Origin of the sequence: Rhizobium sp. JAB6 (assembly GCF_003024605.1) — a bacterium.
In the GTDB taxonomy this organism is placed as follows: domain Bacteria; phylum Pseudomonadota; class Alphaproteobacteria; order Rhizobiales; family Rhizobiaceae; genus Rhizobium.
In genome coordinates, this window is record NZ_PYJQ01000004.1 from 184,585 (window position 1) to 207,487 (window position 22,903).

Consider the following 22,903-nt stretch of genomic DNA (forward strand, 5'->3'; position numbering starts at 1 on the left):
TGCGAGACGATGCCATCCGCCTACACAAACGAAGCCGGCACTGCCGGACCGCCACTCAATGCTCAGGGGCCGGCTCTGCTTCTATTTCCGGTGCATCCTTCTTATGATGGTCGGCTGCGAGCAGCATGTAAACCGCAGGCACGACAAAGAGCGTGAACAGCGTTCCGATCGCAAGACCGGTGGCGATCACCAGGCCCATGTTGAAGCGGGCGGCAGCTCCTGCTCCCGTCGCCAGGATCAGCGGCACGACGCCGAGAACCATGGCGCCCGTCGTCATCAGGATCGGCCGCAAGCGGATGGCGCAAGCGCCTTCGATGGCTTCGCGCTTGGTCTTTCCTTGGGCCTGCAGCGTATTCGCCACCTCGACGATCAGAATTCCATGCTTGCTGATCAGTCCCATCAGCGTCACCAGGCCGACCTGGGTATAGATATTCATCGTGGCGCCGCCGATGCCGAGGCTGATGAAGGCGAGCGCGCCTGCGATCGACATCGGCACGGACACGAGGATGATGAACGGGTCGCGGAAGCTGTTGAACTGCGCCGAAAGCGCAAGGAACACGATGATCAGGGCAAGCGCGAAAGTGGTCGCCATGCCGCTCGATTCCTGCACGTACTGGCGCGACTGCCCGCCGTAGTCGACCGAGTAGCCCTGCGGCAATGTCCGCGCTGCGATCGACTTCAGCGTATTGAGGGCATCGCCGACCGCCACGCCCGGTGCCGGTACGCCGGAGATGGTGGCCGAATTCAATTGCTGAAAATGCGCGACCGAGCGTGGTGTAGCCTGGAGTTTCGCGGTGGCGATCGCCGAAAGGGGGATCTTGTTGCTGTTCACGTTTGCGATCGGATAGTTCATGATCTGGTCGATCGTCTGACGTGAGCGTTGCTCCACCTGCGGAATGACCTGATACGAACGGTTGTCGATGCTGAAATAGTTGACATAGCCGCCGCCCAGCATGGCGGCGAGCGCCGAACCGACATTGTTCATGGACAGGCCGAGAGCCGAAGCCTTGCTGCGGTCGATGTGGATCGAATATTGCGGATTGTCGACATAGAGATCCTTCGTCAGGAAGATGAATTCGCCCGACTTCTGCGCTTCCTGCAGGAAAGCCGTGGACACCTCGTTGAGCTGTTCGAAGCCGCTGGTGCTGCCGATGGCGAATTGCACGGGCAAACCGCTGGCGCCAGGCAGCGGCGGTATCTGAAAGACGACGGACTGTCCGCCGGCGATCTTCGCCAGATCGGCCTGTACCAGCGGCTGCAGCTGATCGGCCGTTCTCGTGCGCTGGTCCCACGGCTTCAGCACCATGCCCTCGAAGGACGTGCCCGGCACCTCGACCTGCAGGGTCTTGTCGGCCTCCGGGAAACTGCGGAAGATCTTCGTGACCTGGTCGGAATTCAGCAGTTTTTGCTGAAGCGTCGCATTGGGAGGGTTGGTCACCTGCGCGGCCAGGAAGCCCTGGTCTTCATTGGGAGCCAGCTCGGACTTGGCGCTGGTATAGAGGAAATAGATGCTGCCAAGCACGATCACCGCAAAAACCAGCGCCACCGGCACTGTGTTCAGGCTGCCATGCAGCATGCGCACATAGGGCCGGTGGATTTCCGAGAAGCGGCGGTCGATGAAGTCGGAAATACGCTCTTCCCAGCCACTGCGATCGGTCAGGTGCGGCTTCAGGATGCGCGAGCACATCATCGGTGTCAGCGTCAGCGCAATGATCATCGACACGGTAACGGCACCGACCAGCGTGAAGGCGAACTCCGTGAACAATGCGCCCGTCAGGCCGCCCTGGAAACCGATCGGCACGTAGACGGCGATCAGCACCACGGTCATGGCAAGGATCGGCCCAACCAGTTCGTGCGCCGCATCCAGCGCCGCCCTCATGGGCGTCGATCCCTCTTCGATGTGGCGGTTGACGTTCTCGACCACGATGATGGCGTCGTCAACGACGAGGCCGATCGCCAGGACCAGGGCGAGCAGCGTCAGAAGATTGATGGAGAAGCCGAAGAGCAACATCATCGCGAAAGTGCCGACGAGCGACAGAGGTATGGCGACGACGGGAATGGCGACCGACCGCGGCGAGCCGAGGAAAGCGAACACGACAAAAATGACGATCAGGAGAGCTTCGACCAGGCTCTTCACCACCTCATCGATCGACGTCGTGACGAAGGTGCTGGAGTCGTAGACGATGTAGCCTTCAAGCCCCTGCGGTAATTGCTCTTGAATACTCGGAAACACCGCGCGCACGCCGGCGATCACATCGAGCAGATTGGCCGTCGGCGCAATCTGGATACCCATGAACACGCCGTCCTGCCCATCGAAACCGATCTGCACGTCGGGGTTCTGGGATCCGAGCGCAACAGTCGCCACATCCTTCAGCCGCACGATCGCGCTGCCGATCTGCTTGACCACCATTTCCTTGAATTCATCCGCCGAATGCAGATCGGTCTGCGCCGTCAGTACGGTCTGCGTCATCTGTCCGCGCGTGGTGCCGATACCGGAGATGTAGTTGTTGGCGCTAAGCGCGGTCCAGACATCGCCGGCCGACAAGCCATAGGCGGCGAGCTTGTCCGGCTGCAGCCAGGCTCGCAAGGCGAAGGTTCTCGCACCGAGAATTTCGGCCGTCTGAACGCCGTTGACCGCCTGCAATTTCGGCTGGACCACGCGCGTCAGATAGTCGGTGATCTGGTTGCTGGCCAGGACATCGCTGCGGAAGCCGATATACATGGCGTCGATCGACTGGCCGATGGAAACCGTCATGATCGGCTGCTGCGTACCCGTGGGCAGCTGATTGAGAACGGAGGATACCTTGGCGTTGATTTCGGTCATCGCCGCATCGGCACTGTAGTTGAGCCGCAGGTTGACTGTGATCGTCGAGGTGCCGCTGGTGCTCGTCGAGGTCATGTAATCGATGCCGTTGGCCTGCGCGATGGCGTTTTCGAGCGGCGTCGTGATGAAGCCGGCGATGACGTCCGGGGCCGCGCCGGGATAGGTGGTCGTCACGGTGACGACGGCGTTCTGGGTCTGCGGATACTGGCGCACGGTCAGCGAGCGGAACGATTGATAGCCGATCACGATAATCAACGCGCTGACCACGAGAGCAAGGACGGGGCGCTTGATGAAGATATCGGTGATATTCATCGCCACACCTCAGTTGGGGTTTGCCGGGTTCGCGTTGGGATCGTTCGAGGGCTGCACGTCGTTGTTGATGATGACGGGCGAGCCGTTGTTGAGTTTCAGCTGGCCTGACGTGACCACCACTTCGCCTGCATTCAAACCCTTGATCACCGAGATCTGGTCGCCTCGCGCCGGTCCGGTGGTGACGAACTTCTGGTTGGCGACAAGCTGCGGCTTTCCATCCGCACCGTTGCCCTTATCGGTCACCACGTAGACGACATTGCCGTAGGGATTGATGGTAACCGCTGTCTGCGGCAGGGAGATGTATTCCGTCGGCTCGCCGACCACCACCGTTATGTTGCCGAACATGCCGGGCAGCAGCTTGCGATCGGGATTGGGGAAGGTCGCTCGGATGGTGATGTTGCGGCTTTGCGTGTCCACCAAAGGGCTGATCGCCGTGATCTTGCCATCGAATGTCTGGTTCCCATAGGCATCGACCGTTGCCGTTACCGCCTGCCCGACCTTCAGCTGCGACAGGGCCTGCTGCGGCATGGAGAAATCGAACTGGATCGGATCGAGCGACTGCAAGGTGACGACCGCGGTTCCAGCGGACAGATACTGGCCGAGGCTGACCAGCTTGATGCCGAGATGGCCGTCGAAGGGAGCACGGATCGAATATTGATCGATCAGTGCCTGCTGCGACGCGACCTGCGCCTGCGCCGCCTTCCAGTTCGCCAGATCGCTGTCTACCTGGCTTTGTGCGATGGTGTTCGCCTTGATCAGTCTGGAATCGCGCTCATAGGCGATCTGCGCATTCGCCATCGAGGCCTTGTATTGTTCTAGGGTCGCGATCTGCTGATCGGCAAGCAGCTGCACGATGAGATCGCCCTTTTTGACGTCCTGACCATCCTCGAAGCCGATCTTCTGGACGATGCCCTGAACCTGCGCCGAAAGATTGGCGCCTTCGACGGCATTGAAGCTGCCGATCGACTGCAGCGTCGTCTGCCATGGGCTCATTGCCGCGGGGATTGTCGAGACCGTCTGGGGCGGAGCCTTGAGATTGGCCAGATAAGCCGCAATCATGCGGTTCTTGAATGCCTGGAAGCCGAAGATCCCGCCAAGGATCAGGCCTATGATGATCAGCATGATGATCATGCGTTTTATCATGAGTGTCAGCTCTACTCTTCGGGAACAGATCGGTAGAAATTCTATTGGCGCGGCGCAGCAGAATTTCACGGCAATTCTATCAGAGACCGGCCGAGGCAGTCGCAAGCCCATGGCAGCCCGCGGCCGGTCTCGGTATGGAAAGTGGCCATTATCAAGACTGCAGGCTCGATCAGCCGAATTCCCTGGCGGCTACACCTGTCACGCAACAATGGATTTCGCCTGCTGAAGACGACACTGACCTTGCAATAATTCCGGCTGGCCGCGTTTCGTGCAGCCATCCTGCAACCTCACCAGTCAAACGCCAACGGCCGCCTCCTCACTCGATCAAGGATAGGTTGTCGGTATCAGATCTACAACAGCCGGCTGCATATTCCTGAAACCATATTTAATGGAGTCTTGAATAAAAGCAATCATGGCGTCGACACTGCAGCCATCGCAAATTGCCACAGCGTGGGCGATCGAGATAAAGGAATATTGAGGAGGCGGTTCGGGTGTCAGCCGCGCCTGGCCGCTTCTATCGCCGCGACGTCGATCTTCCTCATGGTCATCATTGCGTCGAAAGCCCGCTTTGCCGGATCGCCGCCCTCGCGCAGCGCTTCCATCAGAACACGCGGCGTGATCTGCCAGGATACGCCCCATCTGTCCTTGCACCAGCCGCATTCGCTTTCCTGGCCGCCATTGCCAACGATGGCGTTCCAATAGCGGTCCGTCTCTTCCTGGTCTTCGGTGTAGATCTGAAATGAAAAGGCTTCATTGTGCTTAAACACCGGACCGCCATTCAAGCCGACGCAGGAAACACCTGCGACCGTAAACTCGACGACCAGCACATCGCCCTGCTTGCCTTCCGGATAGTTTCCCGGCGCGCGGATGACGGCGCCCATGGCGCTGTCGGGAAAAGTCTCGACATAGAAATTGGCGGCGGCCTCTGCGTCCTTGTCGTACCACAGGCAAATCGTGTTCTTTGCCATTATTCTGCTCCTCCTGCTCCGTTTCCCGCATGTGAAATAGGCGCGAGGTCGCATTTCTCCACCCTGATCGACGCCATTTCAACCGTGCCCGGTGAAATGCACGTCGCATAAAAACATGATTATTTTTCTCTTGTTTTTACCCGATGACAAAGCTATATCGCGCACGCACTTTCGTTCGATTTCGTCGACAATAGTCATCAGGATATTTCGTGACCATATTGAAATCAGTTTTGGCCGTTTCAGTTCTTTGCGCGACCCTTTGCTTTGCCGGATCGGCAGTCTCTGCCGCTTCGACCAGCTATCCACTGACCATCGACAATTGCGGCGCCAAGGTCACGTTCCAGAAGGCTCCGGAGCGCGCGATCGGGCTCGGCCAGAACAGCGCCGAAATTCTTCTCCTGCTCGGCCTCGAAAACAAAATGGGCGGCACCGCCTTCTGGCCCAACAAGGTTCTGCCGCAGCTTGCGGAAGCCAATTCCAAGGTCAAGCTGCTGACGGTCGAGTTCCCGACCTTTGAATCGATCCTCGCGGAAAATCCTGACTTCGTCACGGCAGCGCTCCCGACCCTGATGGGACCGAGCAGCAAGGTGGCAAAGCGCGAGGATTTCGAAAAGCTCAGTATCCCCACCTATGTTTCCCCCAGTATCTGCCCAGCCCAGGGCGCCGCTCAGGACAAATACGGCAATGCCGCGCGTGGCCAGATTTGGAACATGAGCGCTCTCTACCAGGAAATCGATGAACTCTCGCAGATTTTCGATGTCCGCGACAAGGGCCAGGCGCTGATCGCGGATTTCAAAAAGCGGGAAGAGGCACTGCGCGCGAATGCGCCGACCGTCGGCAAGAAGCTCTCCTATGTCTTCTGGTTCTCGAGCCCGTCGCCATCTGCGGATGCCTATGTCGGCGGAAAGAACAGCCCCTCGGGTTATATCGCCGACCTGCTTGGTGGCCGCAATGCCATTACCACCGAAGCGGAATGGCCGACGCTCGGCTGGGAGAGCATCATCGCCGCCAATCCGGATGTCATCGTCGTCGCGAGCCTCGACCGCAATCGCTGGGAGCTCGACAAGCCGGAAGCCAAGATCAAGTTTCTCACCACGGATCCTGCCGTCAGCCAACTAGCCGCGGTCAAGAACAAGGCGATCGTCGTCATGGACGGCCAAGCCATGAACCCCACCATCCGGACGATCTATGGCGCCGAGCAGGTCGCCCAGCAACTCAAGGCGCTTGGTCTTCTGAAGTGACCGACACATATCGAACCCTGAGGCAGCTCGCCATCATCGGCCTGCTGCTTTTTGCCTCTCTCGCGGCGATCTGTCTGACGATCGGTGTCAGCGTCGGCATCGGCGACATGCCGATCCCGCTTTCGACGACCTTCTACGCCATCACCAACAGGCTGGGATGGACGGGGATCGAACTCAACCGCATCCACGAAACGGTGATCTGGGACTATCGCCTCAGCCGGGCACTCGTGGCCGCTTTCTGCGGAGCGGGCCTGGCCCTCTCAGGAGCGATGATGCAGTCGCTCCTTCGCAACCCTCTTGCCGAACCCTATGTGCTCGGCATCTCGGCGGGCGCTTCGACCGGCGCGGTCGCCATCGTCATACTCAATATCGGCGCCGGAGCGATTTCCCTTTCGGCTGGTGCCTTTGTCGGCGCGTTTGCAGCCTTCTTCTTCGTCGCTCTGCTTTCGAACGGCACGCGAGGCGGCGCCGACCGCACCATCCTTGCCGGCGTTGCCGCCTCCCAGCTGTTCAACGCTGCGACATCCTATATCGTGACGACATCGGGAAACGCACAGCAGGCGCGGGATGTGATGTTCTGGCTGCTCGGCAGTTTCGGTGGCGTCCGCTGGCCGGAATTCATGCTGGTCGCGACCATTGTCGGTTTCGGGTTCGCGGCTTGCCTGCTCTATGCACGCGTGCTGGATGCGTTCGCTTTTGGCGATGAGGCCGCCTCGTCTCTTGGCGTCAATGTCGGGCGGGCGCGGATCGCGCTCTTCGCGCTGACCGCGATCATCACGGCAACCATCGTCAGCATGGTCGGCACGATCGGCTTTGTCGGTCTGGTCGTCCCGCATGCGGCGCGCTTCTTCGTCGGACCGCTTCACATCCGGTTGCTGCCGGCCTGCGCAATTGCCGGCGCCATCTTCATGGTTCTCGCCGATATTGTCTCCCGCATCCTCATTCCACAGCAGGTTCTGCCGATCGGCGTGGTCACGGCACTCGTCGGCGTTCCCTTCTTCTCCATCATTCTCTACCGGTTCCAGCGCGCATCATGAGCATCAAGGCCGACAATATCAGCTGGAAAATCGGCGCGAAGACCATTCTCGACGGGGTCTCTTTCGAGGCGCCTGCAGGCAAGATGCTCGGCCTGCTCGGGCCGAACGGCTCCGGCAAGACCTCGCTCCTGCGTCTGCTTGCCGGGTTGAAACGGCCGAATTCCGGTCGCATCATTCTCGAAGAAAAGGATCTGCAGCGGATGTCCCGCCGCTCGATCGCAAGGCGCGTCGCCTTCGTCGAGCAGCACAGCACAACCAACGCCAATCTCAGGGTCATCGATGTCGTAAAGCTCGGCCGGTTTCCGCATCGCTCAATGTTTTCCGGCTGGACGCCGGCGGATGACGAAGCAGTGGAAGACGCTCTCGAACGCGCCGGCATGAGACAGAAACGCAACGATCGATGGCAGAGCCTGTCGGGCGGCGAAAAGCAGCGCACCCATATCGCACGAGCCCTGGCACAGGCGCCGAAGGAACTGATCCTCGACGAACCGACCAACCACCTCGATATCCAGCATCAGATCGGTCTGATGCGCCTGGTTGCGGGCCTGCCGGTCACCAGCATCATCGCTCTTCACGATCTCAACCATGCCGCCATGTTCTGCGATGAGCTGATCATCATGCAGCACGGCAGGATCGTCGCCTCCGGGACCCCGGAAGGCGTACTGAGCGAAGATCTCCTGAGAAACGTCTTTGCCGTCGAGGCAAGGGTCGAAACTTCTCGCCATCACTCCCGGCCGCATATTCACTACCTGCGATGACAGGAATCCGGAATCGGTTTGCTTGATTGTTCTTGCCTCGCAGAAGAACCGGGCGCATCTTCCGCGATAGCCTCGGCAGGGTCGAGGGCTTTGCACAACACTGGCGAGAGACCGCATTGGCGTCGATCTTCGGCGCCCGGCAGATGAGGGAATGCATGACAGACAGGCTCAAGGGCAAGATTGCCATCATTTCGGGCGGCGCCACCGGCATGGGCGGTGCAGCGTCGCGCCTGTTTGCGGCGGAAGGCGCCAAGGTCGCGATCATCGACAGAAACGGCGATGCGGCAGCCGAGACCGTGCGTGATATCCGCGAGGCCGGCGGGGTTGCCGACCACTGGGTTGCCGATGTTTCGAATGAAGCGGCCGTCAATGCGGCGGTCAAAGCATCGAAGACCGCTTTGGTGCGGTAACCGTGCTCTTCAATCATGCCGGCACCATCGTCATCAAGCCGTTTCTCGAAACGACGCTTGAAGAATGGGAATGGCTCCATGGCGTCAACGTCCGCTCGATGTTCCTGATGACCAGGGCCGTGCTGCCGGGCATGATAGCAGCCGGTGGCGGCTCCATCGTCTGCACCTCGTCGATTTCGGCAGTTGCCGCAACGCCGATGGAAGTGCTCTACGACACGACGAAAGGGGCGGTTCATATGTTTGCCCGCGCCATCGCCGTCGAGTTCCGCGATCGCAATATTCGCTGCAATGCGGTCTGCCCCGGCTTCATTTGCACGCCGCATGGGCTGCGCGAGGTCGCCGAGCTACAGGCCCTCGGCGTCGATGTCTCGGATGCGGCGATCGCCGCGCAGCAGGGCCGGATCGGCGAGCCCGAGGATGTGGCCCGCGCCGCCCTCTATCTGGCCTCGGACGAATCCAACTTCGTCAACGGCATCCATCTCTTCGTCGACAACGGCTTTACCGCCATCTGATCACTGAGGCAGTGGAACGCCGCGAACGTTCTGTCGAGACAGCGTCAGCGCCCCACCTGATCCAGCGATTTGACGGCTACGCCGAACGACAGGAAGTGTTTGAGATTGGCGGTGATTGCGGTCAGCTTATGAACGCTTGCCAGGAGCACCATCACGATTGCAGAGGGAGCAATGGCAGCCGGAACAGGAGCCGGAGCGGCGGGCGGGTATCCTGGGAGAGAACCGCCAAGGGATCAATGGAACGACGGCCGCGAAGCCGCTGTTACAAGGCGGCAAGCGAACGGATACCTTTATGGCAGCCGCCTGGAGTCCCATCAAGCCTTTCGCACCTTGTGCCCGGTTTTGACGCCAGCCGGCGAGGCCACCGATGCACGTTTGACAAGCGAGCATTCGAGCTTGGTGATCTGGTAGCGGCGCTCCCGCGGCAAGACGGCCGTCTCGAGATGTTCGATCGCCCACTGGCCCATGGCCATGTGGGGCAGGACCGAGGTCGTCAAGGGCGGCACGAGATGGCGGCAGATATCTTCGTCATCATAACCCATAACCGACATATCCTCCGGAATATGGAGCCCCGCCTCCTTCAGGGCTTCGTAGCAACCGATGGCGGTACGGTCGTTCTGGCAAAAGATCGCCGTTGGACGTTCGGGAAGCGAAAGCAGCTTCATCGTGCCGGCATAGCCGGCACTCGCCGACCAGTCGCCTTCGATGACAAGTTCCGGATCGAATGGAATATCGGCCGTCGCCAAGGCTCGGCGATAGCCGGTCAACCTGTCCTGGGCTGCCTGCATCCACGGCTCGCCCGTGATCGTCGCAATACGATGATGCCCATGCGAGATCAGATGCCGGGTCGCCGTCTGTCCGCCGGCAATCTCGCTTGGAACGACAGCCGGAAAGGCGTAGTCGGACGTATAGCAATTCAGAAGAACGATCGGGATATCGAGATTGTAGAGATAGTCCGGTACCTCCACTTCGCGGGTGAATATGGTCATGTAGATGAGCGCCGAGATGCCGCTGTTGCTGAGCGCCTTGATCGCTCTCGGCTCCATGATGGGATCGCTCATGGTCTGCGCGACGAGCAGAACGTTTCCGGCGTTCCAGCAAGCCTGACGCGCACCTTCGATGGCAACGACCGCCTCCGGACTGGTCGCGAGCTGATCGACGGCGAAGCCGATGACGCCATCGAGCTTCGAGAGCGACAGAAGTGCCGGCGGCGCGGCAAGTACCGGCGCAACGTAGCCGAGTTGGCGGGCTGCGTCGATGACCCTATCGCGCGTCTGCTGTGACAGGCGCATGCCGGGCGTATTGTTGAGGACGAAGGACACCGCGCTTTGCGAACATCCGGCGGCCTTGGCAATATCAGTCATCGTGACCCTGCTGCCGGAACGGCGGCCGCTTCGTTTCGATAGACTCCTGTCGGCGGCCGTGCGGTCGCCGTTTGCGGCCGATAGCTTTTTCATAACTGCGTCTCATCTCCCCTGAGGCAAAATCGGCCTATAATCCCCACGGCCGGTTTCGCGCGCGCTAATACCTATTATCATCGATTGCTCGAGCTGCGCAACTGCGCGGACGCGAATACGATCGCTACCCACATCTTCGTACTGAAGTTAGCCTTCAATTAAAGCAGCTTGCCGAAATCCTGGCACAGAACGCTTCGCTCCTGTGAAATTATATTACTAATACTGTTTACTAATTGAAATTAGTCGTATACGGTCGCTGTTGCGGTTGGACGTGTCATCTCTCGTTCTGCGAGAACCCTAGGAGGGGGCAGGCCCGCCCTGCCGCAGGTTGCAACTAGATCCCATCAGAGGATCTATGGGAGGACGATCATGAAGTACGTAACACGGGGCGCTGCCGCCTTTGCGGCAGGGTTGCTGATGAGCTATGCTACGGCGACCTACGCCGCCGATAAGCCCACTCTCGCATTTGTGGTCAACGGCGCATCCGACTTCTGGAAGGCAGCCGAAGCCGGCGTCAAAAAGGCTCAGGCCGAACTGCCGGATTTCAACATGGAATTGAAATATCCCGAACAATCGTCCGTCGCGATCCAGCAGAGACTGATGGAAGATCTCGTGGCAGCCGGCGTCAAGGGGATCATGGTTTCCGCCGTCGATCCCAAGACCTCGACGGAAGGGCTGAACAAGATCGGCTCGGAAACAGCGCTGTTTACCACCGATAGCGACGCACCGGATACGAACCGCATCGCCTATATCGGCTCATCGAACGTCGATGCCGGCAAGCAGGCCGCCGAAATCGCCAAGAAAGCCATGCCAAACGGGGGCAAATGCATCGGCTTCGTGGGACTTCTCGGCGCAGACAATGCCAAGGAGCGCATCCAGGGCATGAAGGATGGCCTGGCAGGCACGAAGATTGAGCTGACCGACGTGCGCGGCGACGACATCGACCAGACGAGAGCGAAGAAGAATGTCGAAGACGCGCTCGTTGCAAGCCCGGACGTCACCTGCATGGTCGGCTTCTACTCCTACAACACGCCGCGCATTTATGAAGCGCTGCGCGAAGCCGGCAAGCTCGGCCAGATCACCGTCGTCGGCTTCGATGACGACCCGATCACGCTCGGCGGCGTCAAGGAAGGAACGATTGCGGCAACGGTCGTCCAGCAGCCCTACCTCTGGGCCTATCAAGGCATGAAGCTGATGGCCGCCTATCTGAAGGGCGACAAATCGGGGATTCCAGCCAACAAGCTCATCATCATCCCGACGAAGATCATCGGCAAGGATGACGTCGATGCCTATGCGGCCAATCTGAAGGCCATGGCTGGCAATTAACGCCTGCCCGCAGCAGCGCCGGTTGCGGGGACCGGCGCGCTGCTCGAATGCAACTGCTCACGTCGCCGCGGCTTTCGCAGCCACATCGCACAGGCATGATATTCGTTATGAACCAGCGTTCGGATACATTGGTAACGAGTGAAACCACTGTGCCGTTTCTCAGCCTTTCGGGAATCGGCAAGACCTATCCGGGCGTGGTAGCGCTCGATAATTTCTCAATGGACGTCAGGCCCGGCGAGGTGATCGGCCTTGTCGGTGAGAACGGCGCCGGCAAATCGACGCTCATGAAAATCCTTGGCGGCGTCGTCAAGCCGGACCACGGCAGCATCCGGCTCGACGGAGCCGAGCACGGCGCCTTCACCGTCGAAAGCAGCATCGCATCCGGGATTGCCTTCGTTCATCAAGAGCTCAACCTGTTTGAAAATCTCGATGTTGCCGCCAATATTTTCCTCGGCCGCGAACCGCTGCGCGGCGGCGCCCTGAAACTGGTCGACCGCGCCCGCCTGCGTGACATGGTCACCCCTCTTTTGAAGCGCGTCGGCGCCAATTTTTCGCCGGATACGCCGGTTTCAGCACTGTCGCTTGCCCAGCAGCAGATGGTCGAAATCGCCAAGGCGCTCTCCATTAACGCCCGCCTCGTCATTCTCGACGAACCGACTTCGAGCCTGCCGCTTGCCGAGACGGAAAAGCTGCTGGCTGTCATATCCTCGCTGAAGGCCGATGGCATCAGCGTCATCTTCATTTCGCATCGCCTGCATGAAGTCGAACGCGTTGCCGACCGCGTCATCGTTCTGCGCGACGGAACGCTTGTCGGCACATTGCCGAAAGATGCGATCGACCACGATCGCATGGTGAAGCTGATGATCGGCCGGGCATTGGCCGCACGCTCCGTGGAAGCGGCGCGTCCGCCCGGCGATATCGCGCTGAAGGTGGCAGCCCTTCGCACGGCCGCCTATCCGACACGGCCCGTCAATCTCGACATTCGTTACGGCGAGATCCTCGGACTTGCCGGTCTTGTCGGCTCAGGCCGGACGGAGCTTGCCCGCGTCCTGTTCGGGGTCGACCACAGCTATGGCGGCAACATCGCCCTCGGCGGACGCGACCTGAAATTGCGATCCGCGGGAGATGCCGTGGCCAATGGCATTTTCCTCGTGCCAGAGGATCGCAAGCTGAACGGCATTCTGCTCGATATGCCGATCTCGCAGAATATATCGCTACCCAATCTTCCGGCCTTTGCGCGCCGCTCCATGGTTTCAGCGGAGCGCGAAAGCGCCGTGGCCGAAACGCAGCGCCGGCAACTCGCCATCAAGACGCCGTCGGTCGCGACCCGTACGGCTACGCTTTCGGGCGGCAACCAGCAGAAGGTCGTGCTCGCCAAATGGCTGGCGATGCATCCGAAGGTGCTGATCTTCGACGAGCCTACCCGTGGCATCGATATCGGCGCCAAGAGCGAAATCTACGGACTGATGCGCAAGCTTGCGGATGCTGGCGTCGCAATCCTGATGATCTCGAGCGACATGGAGGAGGTGATCGGCGTCTCCGACCGCATCGCCGTCATGCATGAGGGCCGGATCTCCGGCATCCTCGAGAAGGATCAGTTCAGTCAGGAAAACGTGCTTTTGCTGGCCGTCGGCAAGACGCTACACTAGAGCAGCTTAGTTATTCGCGGAAGAATAAAACTGCTCCATCTCATTGTTCTAACGGCTGCAGCCAATGGGAATTGATATCGATGAGTAAGAAAGATCTGGGCCTGCTTCTGTTGATCATCGTCGTCGGCATTGTCGTGACGCTCATCAATCCGCGCTTCCTTCTGCCGATCAATCTCGCCAATACGTCGAACCTCATCGGCCTCTTCGGGATATTGTCGATCGGCCAGGCCTTCGTCATCATCACCGGCGGCATCGAGCTTTCCGTCGGTTCGCTGGTTGCCTTGCTGGGTGTCCTGTTCATCGATTTCATCGCCGTCCAGAACATGCCCTGGGCGATTGCCCTGCCCTTGATCCTGGTCCTGGGCGGCGTGCTGGGAGCGATCCATGGCTGGCTGATTACCCGGCTCAATCTCCAACCCTTCGTCGTCACCCTTTGCGGCCTCCTGATCTATCGTGGTGCTGCGCGCTTCTACACGGCGGACGGCACGGCCGGCTTCGCCTTCGGCCAGAACTTTCCGACGCTGGAATTCCTGACGGCCGGCCGGTTCTACGGCGTGCCGAACACCTTCATCGCACTCGTGATCATTGCCGCCGTCATGTGGATCGTTCTGCACCGCTCCGTCTATGGCCGCTATCTCTACGCCATCGGCAAGAATGAGGAGGCGGCAAAATATTCCGGCATCCGCACCACGAAGATGGTGACCGTGGCCTACATCATCTGCGGGGTGCTGACGGCGCTTTCGGCGATCTATTTCGCCATGTACACCCGTTCCATCTCGCCGGCGAGCCACGGGCAGTTCTATGAACTCTATGCCATCGCCGCGGCGGTTCTCGGCGGCTTTTCGCTGCGTGGCGGCGAAGGATCCCTCATCGGCGTGGTACTGGGGACGATCCTGCTGCAGGAATTGCAGAATCTCGTCAATCTGCTCGGCATTCCCTCTTCGCTCAACTTCGCCGTCATGGGCGGCGTCATCCTGATCGGTGTCTTGATCGACCAGCAATGGAGCGCTATCCGGGCGCAGCGACGCCTGGTATCGGCGGCGCGACAGGCGGAAGCAAGGCAGCCGGCCGAACAGCCGCAAGCCTAGCCGACCGGCGATCAGGTCCGCGGTAAATCACTCATGTCATCCACTTGCGATGCTAAACAAACGCGCCGCAACAGGTCGATGAACAATCGCACCTTGGCCAGCAGATGGCTACGGTTCGGATAGATCGCGCTGATGGTAAATTCCGCGGCCCGATAGTCGGGCATGACACGCGGGCGAAGGCCGCACAGCGACCTCTTCGAAGACGATGAAGCTCGGGGTAAGAAAGATGCCCTGCTCGCTCGCCACGAGAAAACGCAGCATTCCGGCACTATTCGAGACAACATTGCCCGAGATCTTAACCCCACCTGCATGCCGCGGCATCTTCGAAACGCCATTCATCACCATAAGGGTAATAAGTATATTGCAGGCAATTATGCTCCGCGAGATTGGCCGGCACTTTCGGCATGCATGTCGCGATATTCGGGCGAGCGGATGAGCATGTGCCGCCAGGGCGCAAGCTTGCACGCGACGAGCGTCGAATCGGACGCGGGTAGGGTTCTGATCATCAGATCGTAACCCTCCGCGACCATGTCGATCGGCCGTTCGCCGACGTTGAAATCAAGTGAGATCGCCGGATATAGCGTCAGGAATTCGTTAACCACCGGAAGCAGGACGAAGGATGGCGCCGCTGGTATAAAGCTTCAGCGTGCCGCGCGGCATAGTGCTAGAGCCGTTTCGCTTTTCTTCGAATCGCGAAGATGCTCTATCTCTTTGTTTTACGGAATTCCGGACGGAAAACCACTACGCACTTCTCCTGGAATTGCTCTAAGCGCGCCCGCTGTCCGGTCGGCCTCCCTCGAGATTATAGGCGGCCGGTTCCTTCCCCTTTTCGCGTCTGACATGTGTTGCATGAAATCAACAACCCTTTTTTCCGTTTCCGGATATTTCCGGAACGGATTTACAAACAATCAGTACGTATATAGCTGTGTTACCGGGAGCTAATTAGCTTGCGATCTGGTGGGGTGTTGTTTCAGCCGCCAGCTAACGAGGTTCCAAAGGGGTGGGGATGATACCGGCAGTCTTATGCAGTTGCTGGTGTTTGCTTCTTGTTGCAAGAGGCTCCTCCAGGATGGTCTATTGTGCTCGCTCCTTGGAATGTGTACGATCAGTTACAACCAGGAGTTTAATAATGAACATCAAGAGCCTTCTTCTCGGCTCCGCTGCTGCACTGGCAGCAGTTTCCGGCGCCCATGCGGCTGACGCGATCGTCGCTGCTGAGCCGGAGCCGCTGGAATACGTCCGCATCTGCGATGCGTACGGCGCAGGCTACTTCTTCATTCCGGGCACTGAAACCTGCCTCAAGGTCGGTGGCATGGTTCGTACGGAAGGCAAGTGGTACGACGCCTACAATGCCAATAGCCATAACGGTACTCTCTGGCATACCCGCGCTCAGCTGAGCCTCGACACAGCGACCGACACCGAATACGGTCCGCTGAAGACCAACACGGTCATTCGTTGGGACTGGCAGGAGGGCAACTCCACCGCCACGAAGCTGCTCTGGGCCAACATCAGCCTCGGCGGTTTCCTCGTCGGTAAGGCCGATTCGCAGTTCAACTACTACACGGGTTATGCCGGCGACGTCATCAACGACGACGTGATCTATGACGGTCCGTACGAACTCAACCAGTTGACCTACAGCTACGACGCCGGCAACGGCTTCACGGCTGTCGTCTCGCTCGAAGACAGCAACTCCACCGGCTCGGGCGCTGGTTATGGCGCGAGCTGGGCAAGCGACGACAAGGCCAACCACTACGCTCCTGACGTCGTTGCCGGTGCCGGCTTCAAGTCCGGCGCATGGGGCTTCAAGGTCGTCGGCGGTTACGACTCCATCAAGTCGGAAGGCGCCATCAAGGCTCGTGTCGACGCTGACTTCGGCGTATTCTCGGCCTTCCTGATGGGCGGCTGGAACACCGATGGCGACAACCTCAACAAGTATGCAGGCACCAACCTGGCCCGTTCTTCTTGCCCGGCTAACGATGCATCGAAGTGCGGCTGGGGTGACTGGGCCGTTTGGGGCGGCGTTGGCGTTCCGATCAACGAAAAGCTGAAGTGGAACCTCCAGCTCGCTTACACCGACTCGAAGATCTTTGCCGCGACCACCAACGTCAAGTGGAACCCGGTCAAGAACCTGCTCATCGAGCCGGAAGTCTCCTACACCAACTTCGATTCTGTGAACCAGGATCAGTGGGCTGGTATCCTGCGCTTCCAGCGCAGCTTCTAATAGCGATTACCTGGTCTACCTGGGACCAGGTACGGGAAGCCTGATGTACCGATCCATCAGGCTTCTCATAGCGATCGGTTGACCTCCGATCAAAGCCGGAAGGATCCGGTTTCCCTCCGGGTCCTTCTTATTGCCCCGGCAAAGCCGATGACCTCCCCATCATCAAAACGGCGGCATCAATCCGGCGCGTAGTATCCCGCCTGATGGGCGGCACGATCCAGCGCCTCCCGGAAATCGGGATGAGCAAGCGCGATCATCGCCTTCGCCCGCTCTGCCACCGATTTGCCCTTGAGGTTCACCCAACCATATTCCGTGACCACGATATGGATATCGTTGCGCGACGTCGTTACCGGACCTGTGAGGGTCGGAACGATACGCGAAAGCGTTCCCTTCGCCGCCGTCGCGTGACAGGCGATGATCGAGCGGCCGCCGCGTGAGCCATAGGCACCGCGAACGAAATCCACCTGACCGCCGGTACCGCTGAACTGTCTTCCATTGATGAATTCGGAATTGCACGCACCGTTGAGATCGATCTGCAGCGTCGCATTGACCGACACCATGCGGTCGTTCTGAGCGATGACGAACGGATTGTTCACATAGTCGACGGGATGCGCCTCGACATCGGGATTATCGTTCAGGAAGTCGTAAAGCGGCTTGTCTCCCAGCGCGAAGGTGAAGATGGTCCGCCCGACATGTATCTGCTTGCGGCTATTGTCGACCACACCGGTTCTGACCAGATTGGCCAATCCTGATGTCATCATTTCGGTGTGGATGCCGAGGTGGCGGTGCTGGGAGAGACCGGAGCAAACGGCGTCAGGCAAAGCACCGATGCCCATCTGCAAGCAATCGCCATCATCCACAAGCCCCGCTATGATGGCGCCGATCGCATCATCGACTTCCGAACGAGGCGCGGCAGCGAGCGCCGGCAGGCTTACCTCGTTCTCGACGAGTGCCGTGACGCTTGAGACCGGGATCATGCAATTGCCCCGTATGTAGGGCATGCTGGGATTGACTTCGAGGATCAGCCGGGCGCCGGGCTTGCGGGCGACCGCCAGGGCATAATCGGTGCTGGCGCCAAGACTGAAATTCCCGTCCGCATCCATGAGCGAGACGGTAGCTATCAATGTATCGACGCCGACATGCTCCACCAGAGAGCGCGGCACCTGGCTGAAATGGCACGGCACGATTTCGGCGGCAGGCAGCATCTCCGTCATTCGCCGCTTATCCAGGGCGCGATCCACCGCTCCATGAAAATAACTCATGGGAACGATGCGGTCGCGCAGGTCGAAGTCGAGCACGCTGGAACCGGCAACACCCGTGTAAAGCAGGTAGTAAAGCCGGACATTGTCCACCGCGCCGGCCCGCGCATGTTGGGCCAATGCCGCAAGTACGGCGGGCGGCTGGCCGGCAGCGATCGGCATGGCGATCTTCGCCCCGGACGGTATCAAGGCAACGGCCTCGTGGGCAGAGCGCACGCGTTCGCGATATTGCGTCTGATAATTAGCGGCCATCGAGTCCCTCCCCTGAATGCCACCGTCAGCACAATTTGGCGTCCCACTGCGAAATCGCGGCCGGCCCTCCTCCGAGGCCGCCACGAGCGCTTGCTGCGGTGGAACGCGCTTACATAAAAGCGCCGAACCTGCTGTTTGCGCAAGACCCGAACATCAGCTGAATTTCCGGCAAGACAGGCCGCCGCCGGCGCCACAGCCTTAGGGAAGCGTCTTCATGCTCGGCAACGAACTGTGCCTGCGCCGCTTCAGGCCACCAACTAATTGTGTAGTTCCGCAGTGTGATGGTGCATCATTGAACCCGAGTCGTCTGGAAGAGGATGCATTATGGGAAGTATTCTTGAGGCAGCGCCCGTACGACGCGGCGTCTTCGAGCCGACTTCCAAGCGTCGCAGGAAAGCACTCGGTCGCTGGGCCCGCCGCCTTGCAATTCCGGGAAAACGCGCAGCGGTTTTCCGTCCGGAGTAGCGTCAAACAAAGAGACAGAGCGGATCAGAGATTCCGTGAAAAGCGGAACCGCTCCAGGTCAGGGAGAACATTCATGAACATCGGACAGGCGGCGAAAGCATCGGGCGTTTCGGCCAAGATGATCCGCTATTACGAAGAAACCGGCCTTATTCCGGCGGCCGGCAGAACGGCATCGGGCTACCGCGACTATTCGGATACCGACGTGCACATGCTGCGTTTCATTCGCCGCGCGCGCGATCTCGGCTTTGCTGTGGCCGAAATCAGCGAACTTTTGGAACTCTGGCGCGACGAAAGCCGCCAGAGCGCGGAGGTCAAGGCCCTCGCCCAAGGCCATATCAAGGCACTAAAGAAAAAGATCGCGGACCTGCAGGATATGGAACATACGCTCACCACGCTCGTTAATTCCTGCCGGGGCGATCATCGCCCCCATTGCCCGATTCTGCAGCGCCTCGAGACCGATCGGGAAGACGAAAACCTGTCGATCCAGCCTCGAACCGGCGCGATCGAGCGGCCCCCGCAATAATTCCTGCCCCCGATCTCTTGGGCGGCGCGTTGCCGACGTAAAGCTCGGGATAACCTCCTGGCCAAGGCCGCTCAGGCCCGCCCATCCAGGAATTGCCGGAGGCGCGGCACGACGAAATCGAGGAAGACGCGGACACGCTGCGGCATGCGCGCGCCACCGAGAAAGACCGCATGGATCTGCTCCTCATCGGGCTCGATGACATCGGCAAGCACCTCGACGAGACGGCCGGCCGCAATATCGGCCCGGACGTGATAGTCACCCATGCGGGCAAGCCCCACACCTGCCAGCGCCATGCGCCGCACGGTTTCGCCGTTATTGGCAAGCAGCGAACTCGTCATGGCACGATCGACGATGCGGCCGCTTTCCCGCACCGGCCAGACGGGTGCAAGACGGCGGAAATTGAAGCCCAGGCAATTGTGCCGGGAGAGGTCATCGACACGCAGCGGTATTCCATGGCGATCGAGATAGCTGGGCGCGGCGACGATCTTGCGGCGGGCAATGCCGATGCGGCGCGCAATCATGCCTGAAGCCGGTAGGGTCCCGACCCGAAAAGCAACGTCGGTGCGGTCGAGGTAAAGATCGACGATCTCGTCGGACAGCGACAGATCGACGGTGACGTTGGGATAGATCCGCCAGAATTCCGGCAAGAGGGGTTCGAGCCCAAGCACTCCCAGGGCAACGGAGATATTGACCCGCACTGTGCCGCCGGTCGTCGTCGCGCCCTGTGCCAGCTCCTGTTCGACCTCGTCGAGATCATGCAGCAGGGCCTGGCTGCGCTCATAATAGATCTGGCCCTCCGGAGTCAGCGACAAGCGCCGGGTGGAGCGCTCGACGAGCCGCACGCCTAGCCTGGCTTCGATGCGTGAAATCAGTTTGCTGACGGTTGAAGGTGTCATGCGCAGCAGGCGCGCCGCTTCGGAAAAGCTGCCTGCTTCCACCACGCGAAGAAATACCTGCATTTCGCCTGCGCGATTATCCACTGGAGCACCATTTTTGATTTTGTTTCACAAATAATGTGAAAACTCGCCCAATTATCAAGTGGGTATGCTCTCTCTATTTCATAGGCGAAGAGATTGCGCCCTCAAATTCGGCGCCCGATCCATTCAAGGCGGCCAAAGCCGCTGAGGTTTTCAAAGGAGTTTTCGATGCTCACCGTTACTGCCCACGGCACAACAATTCCCGCGCTCGGCTTCGGCGTCTTCCGCATGTCGGACGCGGAAGTCGAACGCGTCATACCCGCCGCACTCGAAGTCGGCTTCCGTCATTTCGATACGGCCCAGATCTATCAGAACGAAGCAGCACTCGGCCGGGCCTTGCAAACGGCTGGCGCACGACGCGACGATCTGTTCCTGACCACCAAGGTCTGGGTCGACAATTACAGCAACGAGAAGTTCGCAGCTTCGGTCGACGAAAGCCTCGACAAGCTGAAGACCGACCGCGTCGACCTTCTCCTGCTACACTGGCCGGGCGACAAGGTTCCGGTCGCGAAGCAGATCGAAATGCTGAACGCTGTCAAGGCCACCGGCAAGACCCGCTTCGTCGGCGTCAGCAACCAGAATATCGCGCAGATGCGGGAATCGGTCAGACTTTCCAGTACGCCGATCGTGACCAATCAGGTCGAGATCCATCCTTATCTGCCCCAACATGCCCTTGCCGCAGCGGCGAAAGCGAACGATATTGCAATCACTGCCTATTATGGCATGGCAGACGGCGCTGTGCCGAAGGAGCCGGTACTGCAGCGGATCGGCGCCAGATACGGAAAGAGCGCCGCCCAGGTCGGACTTCGCTGGCTGATCCAGCAAGGCCACATCGCCCTGTCCAAGACGGCCAATCCGGAGCGCGTGAAGGAAAACATCGCAATCTTCGACTTCACTCTCGACGAGGCGGATATGGCCGCCATCGCCACTCTCGCTCGCCCGGATGGCCGGATCGTCAGCCCGCCCGGCCTCGCGCCCGAATGGGACGCCTAAGGAGATTTCAACATGGATACCAAGTTTTCGACGGCCGAAAAGGCCCAAACATCCTCTCACGCCCGATGGGCGCTTCTCGCCCTTGCGATCGGAGCCTTTGGCATCGGCACGACCGAGTTTTCGCCGATGGGACTTCTCCCGGTCATCGCCAAGGGAGTCGATGTCTCGATCCCGACCGCCGGCCTCCTTATCAGTGCCTATGCGATCGGCGTGATGGTCGGCGCCCCCTTCATGACGCTCGCCTTCAGCCGCTTCGGCAAGCGCACGGCACTGATGCTGCTGGTGAGCATCTTCACGATCGGCAATCTCATGTCGGCCATGGCGCCAGGCTATTTCACGCTGCTGCTTGCCCGGCTCGTCACCAGCCTCAACCATGGCGCCTTCTTCGGCCTGGGCGCGGTGGTGGCGGCAAGCGTGGTGCCAAAGGAAAAGCAGGCAAGCGCCGTTGCCGCCATGTTCATGGGGCTGACGATCGCCAATATCGGCGGCGTGCCGGCCGCAACCTGGGTTGGTCAGCAGATCGGCTGGCGCATGGCTTTCGCAGGAACGGCGCTAATCGGTATTGCCGCCATCGCCGCGCTTTGGGTCGCCCTGCCGAAAGGTAAGCGCGGTGCGATGCCCAACGTCAGGCGGGAACTTGCCGTGCTTACCCGTCCGACGGTGCTCATTGCCATGGCAACCACCGTCATGGGGGCAGGCGCGATGTTCTCGCTGTATACCTATGTCGCTCCGACCCTTACCGAACTCACCGGCGCATCCAATAGCTTCGTCACCCTGGGACTGGTCCTGATCGGCATCGGCTTCACGATCGGCAATTGGCTGGGCGGACGGCTGGCCGACTGGTCGCTCGACGGTGCGACCAAGATCTTCCTGGCTCTGCTTGCCGCCATCATGTTCGTGCTGCCATTGGCAATGATCACTCACGCGGGAGCCGCCATCGGCCTGCTTCTCTGGGGCGGCGCGGCATTTGCCATCGTCCCGCCCGTGCAGATGCGCGTCATGGAAGCAGCGGCCGAAGCGCCGGGCCTTGCTTCCTCCATCAATGTCGGAGCCTTCAATCTCGGCAATGCGTTGGGGGCGGCAACGGGTGCAGCCGTCATCAGTCTTGGTTTCGGCTATGCGGCGGTCTCGATCGCCGGAGGCCTGCTGGCCGCTGCCGGCTTGGTGCTGGTGTTGATCGGCACGCGCAAACCGTCGTCGCTGCCGGCAAATTGCAACGCCTGATAAGGCTCCAAGCGCCCAAGCCTCGCCAATGGGGCAGGATTAAGCGGTCTGCAGGTCAGTCTTATCGCCTGCAGGCGGCTTTACGCCATCCCGGGAATGCGTGCCCGCCAGTGATCGCTTTCCCCAATGATGCTTCGAGAGTCTTTTGTCTCGCTACCTTCCGTTCATAGCCGATACTCCGCGACCAATGATACCCTGGGCGGCAGCTTGTAGCTTCATTCTGAAGGCACCCGTGATCGTATGGTGCTGAACGATGCGCACTTG

The 22,903-nt window shown here is 59.9% G+C and carries 15 protein-coding genes and 3 pseudogenes; 11 read left to right on the forward strand and 7 right to left on the reverse strand.

Features of this window, described 5'->3' with window-relative positions:
• Positions 1-55 precede the first annotated feature (55 nt).
• From C7U61_RS05685 to C7U61_RS05695, 3 genes are all read right to left on the reverse strand, one after another.
• Entirely contained in the window at positions 56-3,136 is a 3,081-nt protein-coding gene (locus C7U61_RS05685) for an efflux RND transporter permease subunit (protein ID WP_106997184.1), read from the reverse strand.
• Positions 3,137-3,145: 9 nt separating this feature from the next.
• On the reverse strand, positions 3,146-4,267 hold the full coding sequence (locus C7U61_RS05690; RefSeq protein WP_245410752.1) for an efflux RND transporter periplasmic adaptor subunit: 1,122 nt from the start codon (positions 4,265-4,267) through the stop codon (positions 3,146-3,148).
• Between the two features lie 506 nt (positions 4,268-4,773).
• On the reverse strand, positions 4,774-5,247 hold the full coding sequence (locus C7U61_RS05695; protein WP_106997186.1) for a VOC family protein: 474 nt from the start codon (positions 5,245-5,247) through the stop codon (positions 4,774-4,776).
• 230 nt (positions 5,248-5,477) lie between these two features.
• On the opposite strand from C7U61_RS05695, the gene C7U61_RS05700 reads away from it, so the two are divergent.
• The 4 genes and pseudogenes from C7U61_RS05700 (at position 5,478) to C7U61_RS05715 (ending at position 9,205) form a co-directional block, all read left to right on the forward strand.
• Positions 5,478-6,488 carry an ABC transporter substrate-binding protein gene (locus C7U61_RS05700; protein WP_245410753.1) on the forward strand — a complete coding sequence of 337 codons (1,011 nt, stop codon included), beginning with the start codon at positions 5,478-5,480 and terminating at the stop codon, positions 6,486-6,488.
• Complete coding sequence (locus C7U61_RS05705; RefSeq protein WP_106997188.1) at positions 6,485-7,525, forward strand: iron chelate uptake ABC transporter family permease subunit; 1,041 nt, start codon at positions 6,485-6,487, stop codon at positions 7,523-7,525. The genes C7U61_RS05700 and C7U61_RS05705 overlap by 4 nt, the downstream gene beginning before the upstream one ends.
• Positions 7,522-8,283 (forward strand): ABC transporter ATP-binding protein, encoded by a 762-nt coding sequence (locus C7U61_RS05710; protein WP_106997189.1) that lies wholly within the window; start codon positions 7,522-7,524, stop codon positions 8,281-8,283. The genes C7U61_RS05705 and C7U61_RS05710 overlap by 4 nt, the downstream gene beginning before the upstream one ends.
• A gap of 155 nt (positions 8,284-8,438) precedes the next feature.
• A pseudogene (locus C7U61_RS05715) lies at positions 8,439-9,205 on the forward strand (SDR family oxidoreductase).
• A gap of 314 nt (positions 9,206-9,519) precedes the next feature.
• Here the strand turns inward: C7U61_RS05715 and C7U61_RS05725 are convergent.
• Positions 9,520-10,578: pseudogene (locus C7U61_RS05725) on the reverse strand (LacI family DNA-binding transcriptional regulator); the annotation flags it as partial.
• Positions 10,579-11,031: 453 nt separating this feature from the next.
• Between C7U61_RS05725 and C7U61_RS05730 the strand changes: the two are divergent.
• From C7U61_RS05730 to C7U61_RS05740, 3 genes are all read left to right on the forward strand, one after another.
• Positions 11,032-11,988 carry a sugar-binding protein gene (locus tag C7U61_RS05730; RefSeq protein ID WP_106997190.1) on the forward strand — a complete coding sequence of 319 codons (957 nt, stop codon included), beginning with the start codon at positions 11,032-11,034 and terminating at the stop codon, positions 11,986-11,988.
• A gap of 107 nt (positions 11,989-12,095) precedes the next feature.
• The gene (locus C7U61_RS05735; protein ID WP_106997191.1) at positions 12,096-13,637 is read left to right on the forward strand and encodes a sugar ABC transporter ATP-binding protein; all 1,542 of its coding nucleotides are present in this window, start codon (positions 12,096-12,098) and stop codon (positions 13,635-13,637) included.
• An 80-nt stretch (positions 13,638-13,717) separates the two neighbouring features.
• Positions 13,718-14,725 (forward strand): ABC transporter permease, encoded by a 1,008-nt coding sequence (locus C7U61_RS05740; protein WP_106997192.1) that lies wholly within the window; start codon positions 13,718-13,720, stop codon positions 14,723-14,725.
• A 52-nt stretch (positions 14,726-14,777) separates the two neighbouring features.
• Here the strand turns inward: C7U61_RS05740 and C7U61_RS05745 are convergent.
• Positions 14,778-15,391 (reverse strand): annotated as a pseudogene (locus C7U61_RS05745) (substrate binding domain-containing protein); the annotation flags it as partial.
• A 463-nt stretch (positions 15,392-15,854) separates the two neighbouring features.
• Between C7U61_RS05745 and C7U61_RS05750 the strand changes: the two are divergent.
• Positions 15,855-16,946 (forward strand): porin, encoded by a 1,092-nt coding sequence (locus C7U61_RS05750; RefSeq protein WP_106997193.1) that lies wholly within the window; start codon positions 15,855-15,857, stop codon positions 16,944-16,946.
• A gap of 176 nt (positions 16,947-17,122) precedes the next feature.
• Here the strand turns inward: C7U61_RS05750 and C7U61_RS05755 are convergent, their stop codons facing one another.
• Positions 17,123-18,457: an acetyl-CoA hydrolase/transferase C-terminal domain-containing protein gene (locus C7U61_RS05755; RefSeq protein WP_106997194.1), complete on the reverse strand. Its 1,335-nt coding sequence runs from the start codon at positions 18,455-18,457 to the stop codon at positions 17,123-17,125.
• A 538-nt stretch (positions 18,458-18,995) separates the two neighbouring features.
• Here C7U61_RS05755 and cueR point away from each other — a divergent pair.
• Positions 18,996-19,445: a Cu(I)-responsive transcriptional regulator gene (gene cueR / locus C7U61_RS05760; RefSeq protein ID WP_106997195.1), complete on the forward strand. Its 450-nt coding sequence runs from the start codon at positions 18,996-18,998 to the stop codon at positions 19,443-19,445.
• Between the two features lie 71 nt (positions 19,446-19,516).
• Here the strand turns inward: cueR and C7U61_RS05765 are convergent, their stop codons facing one another.
• On the reverse strand, positions 19,517-20,425 hold the full coding sequence (locus C7U61_RS05765; RefSeq protein ID WP_106997196.1) for a LysR family transcriptional regulator: 909 nt from the start codon (positions 20,423-20,425) through the stop codon (positions 19,517-19,519).
• Positions 20,426-20,590: 165 nt separating this feature from the next.
• Here C7U61_RS05765 and C7U61_RS05770 point away from each other — a divergent pair, with 165 nt between their 5' ends.
• Together C7U61_RS05770 and C7U61_RS05775 are read left to right on the forward strand one after the other, a co-directional pair.
• Positions 20,591-21,415 (forward strand): aldo/keto reductase, encoded by an 825-nt coding sequence (locus tag C7U61_RS05770; protein WP_106997197.1) that lies wholly within the window; start codon positions 20,591-20,593, stop codon positions 21,413-21,415.
• Between the two features lie 12 nt (positions 21,416-21,427).
• Positions 21,428-22,639 (forward strand): MFS transporter, encoded by a 1,212-nt coding sequence (locus C7U61_RS05775; protein ID WP_106997198.1) that lies wholly within the window; start codon positions 21,428-21,430, stop codon positions 22,637-22,639.
• The last annotated feature ends 264 nt before the right edge of the window (positions 22,640-22,903 follow it).